Genomic DNA, 5,102 nt, shown 5'->3' on the forward strand with positions numbered 1-5,102 from the left:
AAATCAGTTGGTCGTATGATACCAATAACTTCGAGGCATGGTGCACAGGTATGACAGGTGTGCCATTGGTTGATGCCGCGATGCGTTGCCTGAATGCCACAGGGTTTATGCACAATCGCCTACGGATGGTGACAGCGATGTTTTTGACCAAAGACTTACTAATTGACTGGCGCTGGGGGGGAGCGTTACTTTATGCAGCAGCTGATAGATGGTGACTTTGCATCCAATAATGGTGGCTGGCAATGGAGCGCATCTACGGGCACTGATTCAGCGCCCTATTTTCGGATTATGAACCCCTTTAGCCAAGCCAAAACCCATGACACAAAGGGCGAGTTTATTAAGACGTGGCTAACTGAGTTAAAAGACGTACCTGCTACTATCCTGCATTCAGAAGAAAAAATGCGTAAAGCACTCAGTAAAAATGGAGACTTTGCCGATACAGACTACCCTGTACCAATGGTCGAACATAAAGCCGCTCGACTATTAACCATCGCTGAATTTAAAAAATAAAGCTAGGGCCTGCCCTCAATTCAATCGACAGACATCTAAATAGGTTGAAAATAGCTAAAAACATACCTAATACTGAGAAATAATCGAGTTATAACAACCTCATCGCATCCTTTATGCAATGTTGACTCTGAAAAGACAAAAAGTCATTGCGTCTTAGGCAAACTTTACCTAACATAGTCAGATTGTATGAATAAAATATCAGTATCAAAGTATTTATCAGGTTTTTGACCTGAATATTTTGTATTTCAACATACTGATGCATCAATCAAGATACCCCCTCTTCTGTATTATTAGAGCGGTTTTACTAAGATGCTCTTTACTAGCATTTTATTCGCTGAATGTTAGTCACAATGTGAGTTACTAGGAAATACCCTAGATTATTGTCAAGTTATAAAGGTAAGCTTGCGGCGGCAACGAAACGATTAGCCAGACGCTCAACATCCTACTATTTCTTCTTATTTTTTATCGTTGATAAGGTTACGCTTTATTTATGAAAGCCAGTCAATTTTTATTTGCCACACTAAAAGAAACTCCAAGTGATGCCGACATCGCCTCAAGCCAGTTGATGGTGCGTGCTGGTCTTATTCGCAAGATTGCTTCTGGATTATATATTTGGCTGCCCATGGGGCTACGTATCTTACAAAAAGTCGAACGTATTGTTCGTGAAGAGATGCAAAATGTCGGTGCGCAAGAAGTGCTCATGCCGATGACTCAGCCTGCTGAACTTTGGCAAACGACCGGACGTTTTGATGATTATGGTCCTGAGCTATTACGCTTTAAAGACCGTCACGATCGTGATTTTGTGCTTGGTCCAACGCACGAAGAAGTCATTACCAATTTGGCTCAAGGCGAGCTGCGTAGTTATAAGCAACTGCCTATCACCTTCTTCCAAATTCAAGGGAAATTTCGTGATGAGATTCGTCCACGCTTTGGTGTGATGCGTGCACGTGAGTTTACCATGAAAGACGCGTATTCATTCCACGTTGACCAAGCTTCATTGGCTAAAACTTACCGTGATATGTATGACGCTTATACGCGCATCTTTACCCGTTTGGGTTTAGATTTCCGTGCAGTACAAGCGGATACAGGCTCTATCGGTGGTTTTGCTTCTCATGAGTTTCATGTATTGGCAGACAGTGGCGAAGACGATATCGCATTCTCAGATTCTTCTGATTATGCTGCCAACGTTGAGCTGGCTGAATCGGTCAGCACTGCTGAGCGTCAACCGCCCAAAATGGAGCGCGAAGACGTCTTAACAGAAGGCATGACCAGCTGTAAAATGGTGGCCGAGCATCTAGATGTACCATTAGAGAGTACCGTCAAAACCCTAATCGTCCACGGTCATACCGAAGATGATGAGCCGCAACTGATTGCTGTCGTGCTACGCGGTGATCATCAGCTTAATGAGATTAAAGCTGAAAAAATTGAAGAGGCCAATGTACCACTGACATTGGCATCTGATGAAGAGCTAAAAGCAGCGGGCTTACACAAAGGCTATATCGGTGTCGACCTAGACATGCCTGTCTTTGTCGATCGTTCAGCCGCTACCCTGTCAGACTTTGTATGCGGTGCTAATGAAGTCAATAAACACACAATCGGTATGAACTGGGCGCGTGATGCAAGTATTACTCGTATCGTTGACGTCCGTAATGTACAGGAAGGCGATCCTTCTCCTGATGGTAAAGGTACGCTAAAAATCAAACGTGGTATCGAAGTCGGTCATATTTTCCAGTTGGGTGATAAATACTCACAAGCGATGAACTGTACCGTATCAGGTGAAAATGGTAAACCAGTCACGCTAATGATGGGCTGCTACGGTATCGGTGTGAGCCGTATCATTGCCGCTGCCATTGAGCAGAACAATGACGAAAACGGTATCATGTGGCCAACCACACCAACCGTTGAGGATTCGATTGCACCTTTTGAAGTCGCTATTATTCCAATGAAGTCAAAAGAAGAGACTGTCATGCAGACTGCCACCGCGCTGTATGAAGAACTAAAAGCGCAAGGCATCAACGTACTACTTGACGACCGTAATGAGCGTCCAGGCGTTAAGTTTGCTGATCTTGAATTGATTGGTATTCCACATCGTATCGTGGTCTCCGACCGTAACTTGGCTGAAGGCAAGTACGAATACGTCAATCGCCGTGAAGCAGAAAAGCAAATGCTAAGCCGTGAAGAAGTCATGGCAAAAGTAAGCAGCAAATAGTTTTAATCTTAAAAACTGTGCCATAAAAAGCGCCTATCTCATTCAATGAGATAGGCGCTTTTTTATTGACTTAAGATCTTCACATATTTTGGTCAGTTGATAACCACCCTATTGGCGAATTAAACGGCTTGGCTGTGGCAGTAGATTTATATCACTCACACGGCAAGGATTGATATCGATACCACCTCGGCGCGTGTACCATGCACGAACCATCAATGCGCTTGGCTCATAATACCGACTCAGATCAGCAAATATCTGCTCAACACACTGCTCATGAAAGCCGTTGTGCTGACGGAAGCTTAAAATATAACGCAGTATATTCGCATCGTTGACAGCCTTATCAGTCGTTATCGACACAGCCAACGTTCCCCAGTCTGGCTGATTGGTCACCGGACAATTACTACGCAGTAAATTAGAATAAAAAGTATAAGGTTGAGTGCTGCCACTTATCACGCTCTCGCTACTCGTTTCTGCTCCATTATCACGTAGCAATGACGCATCAGGATGCTCGCACAATGCTACTTTTTCACTGCTATTTGCCAAGGCATCATCAATACAGACCCCTTCAGGCTGTGCAATTAATAATCCCGACTGCTTATTGTATTGTTCATCATCTAAGCCAAATAACTCAACAATGACTTCTGCTTGCACACAAGCCGATAAGTCTTTGGCAATCAGCGTTTGCACCTCTGCCCAACTGGCAAATTCAGTAAAATTAATACTGTTGAGATATAGTTTCAACGATTTTGATTCTACGATAAACGCTGAGCTAGCGGGAATCCCAAAGCGTGCAATAGCCACTTGCGAAATACCTTGCGTATTCAACCAAGACATCTCAAATGCCTGCCACCAATCAACACCAACTGCTAATTTAGCATCGTGCCAGCCAATCGCATCGCGCCCCATACTACGAGCGATAGGATATAGCGTCTCTGGGCTATACTGAGTTGGATAGTCCGTGGTTTGCTCACCTAAAATACCGTGGATACTCATAAGTTACTTACCTTTCATGCCTAAATACAATGAAACAGAAACACGTTATTTTACAGCAATGAACTATTTTATGGGAATCATTTGCCAGTCTAAGGTAGGCTCAGTCTTCACATAATTAAATCGTACTCGATAAGCAATAGTGTCACGTTCATTCATCTTAAAATAAAAGTCTACTAATAAGCTATCATCGGTAACCCACTCGAGCTTTACACTATAAGGCCGTAGATTATCCTCACGACTGTTATAAAACTTGAAATGTTGCCTAAATTTATCATAATCTATATTGTTTTTATCATATTGATAGTTACCGTGTTTGTCTTTTTTCCAAATGAGAACCTCTTCTTCTCCTGGAAACTCAACTTTAACAGTGGCTGCATAAGTCATATCTGGTGAAAACGTCAAATGCGATCCCTCAAAGTTTTGTGTAGCGCCCGTGTTTAGATCAACAAATACTGTGTTATTCGTTTCATAGACTTGTCCAGATAGATAAAGCCAGTTTTTATCCTCATCGTAGCGATTTATCAGATAAACATATCTAAGGCCGTCCCCGTCTATGTCCTGTACAGGCGTATCGGTCAATATGATAGGTGCTTCATGATTGGGTATGGTAATAGTGGTTTGGTTTAGCTGACGAGAAACATATTTTGATAATTGTAGTTTTTCGATGAGATTTTGATTATAAATCATCGCACTCTGATCCAGGCAAGCTCGATATTTTGGTTCATCTTTACTATAACAATCCTCACCCCAGTTAGGATAAATAGACCCTTCTATCATCTCCCAAACATAATCATCAATAGTTGCTTTGGGTAAGCTTGCTTGCGCTGAAAGCGTGACAAAGCCAACAGCTAACACGATAAGACTAGTTAACAACAGTTTTGATTGAGTCATGATGTTCCATTGCCATTTTAAAAAAAGATACAGTCAACGCTTATCCTGTCCCAAACCACCAAATATCTTCGTATTTTGATTTACAGATACAGCACTTTAATCAATAGTCATACCTGTAAACATATCGTATTTGCAGTTAACCTTACCCCGGAAGGCTATGAATTTACCATCATACTCGATATAAGTATGAATGGTCTGACCATCCGATAGATATGTCTTATTATTCACTTTGTCCATATACTGCTCATACAGCTTATCAATGATTTCACTAGCGGTTTTATCATCTATATGATCTATTGCTAATTTGAGAGTTTCGATCATCTCAATCCTTTCTTGCTCTAGGAGCTGATGATGATACTGATTTCTTTGTTTAAGACCATAGTTGCCATAAGTTAGCCGAGTAAACCTCTGATCCTCTTTCCAGTAATGCCCATCTAAGCTGCTTTCAACGTAAATATAACTGCCTGAACCTATTAATTTTACTAACGTTTTAAAATTA

At 41.8% G+C, this 5,102-nt stretch carries 4 protein-coding genes and 1 pseudogene; 2 read left to right on the top strand and 3 right to left on the bottom strand.

Annotated elements, in window-relative coordinates:
* Positions 1–510: pseudogene (locus ACT3RN_RS14390) on the top strand (FAD-binding domain-containing protein); the annotation flags it as partial.
* Positions 511–1,000: 490 nt separating this feature from the next.
* Positions 1,001–2,719 carry a proline--tRNA ligase gene (locus ACT3RN_RS14395; protein ID WP_192992535.1) on the top strand — a complete coding sequence of 573 codons (1,719 nt, stop codon included), beginning with the start codon at positions 1,001–1,003 and terminating at the stop codon, positions 2,717–2,719.
* Positions 2,720–2,827: 108 nt separating this feature from the next.
* Here the strand turns inward: ACT3RN_RS14395 and queF are convergent, their stop codons facing one another.
* The 3 genes from queF to ACT3RN_RS14410 form a co-directional block, all read right to left on the bottom strand.
* Positions 2,828–3,712 (bottom strand): NADPH-dependent 7-cyano-7-deazaguanine reductase QueF, encoded by an 885-nt coding sequence (queF, locus tag ACT3RN_RS14400; RefSeq protein WP_192992536.1) that lies wholly within the window; start codon positions 3,710–3,712, stop codon positions 2,828–2,830.
* A 63-nt stretch (positions 3,713–3,775) separates the two neighbouring features.
* Positions 3,776–4,603, bottom strand: coding sequence for a hypothetical protein (locus ACT3RN_RS14405; RefSeq protein ID WP_192992537.1), 828 nt, complete (start codon positions 4,601–4,603; stop codon positions 3,776–3,778).
* A 96-nt stretch (positions 4,604–4,699) separates the two neighbouring features.
* Positions 4,700–5,102, bottom strand: a 403-nt coding sequence (locus tag ACT3RN_RS14410) for a hypothetical protein (RefSeq protein WP_444518743.1), incomplete at its 5' end; no start/stop codon positions are given.

The organism is Psychrobacter sp. AOP5-GZ1-6 (genome assembly GCF_052376345.1).
GTDB lineage: Bacteria > Pseudomonadota > Gammaproteobacteria > Pseudomonadales > Moraxellaceae > Psychrobacter.

Excerpts from the sequence above, each read along its gene's own strand:
- queF (WP_192992536.1), bottom strand. The coding sequence starts at position 3,712 with ATGAGTATCCACGGTATTTTAGGTGAGCAAACCACGGACTATCCAACT.
- ACT3RN_RS14395 (WP_192992535.1), top strand. The coding sequence starts at position 1,001 with ATGAAAGCCAGTCAATTTTTATTTGCCACACTAAAAGAAACTCCAAGT.
- ACT3RN_RS14405 (WP_192992537.1), bottom strand. The coding sequence starts at position 4,603 with ATGACTCAATCAAAACTGTTGTTAACTAGTCTTATCGTGTTAGCTGTT.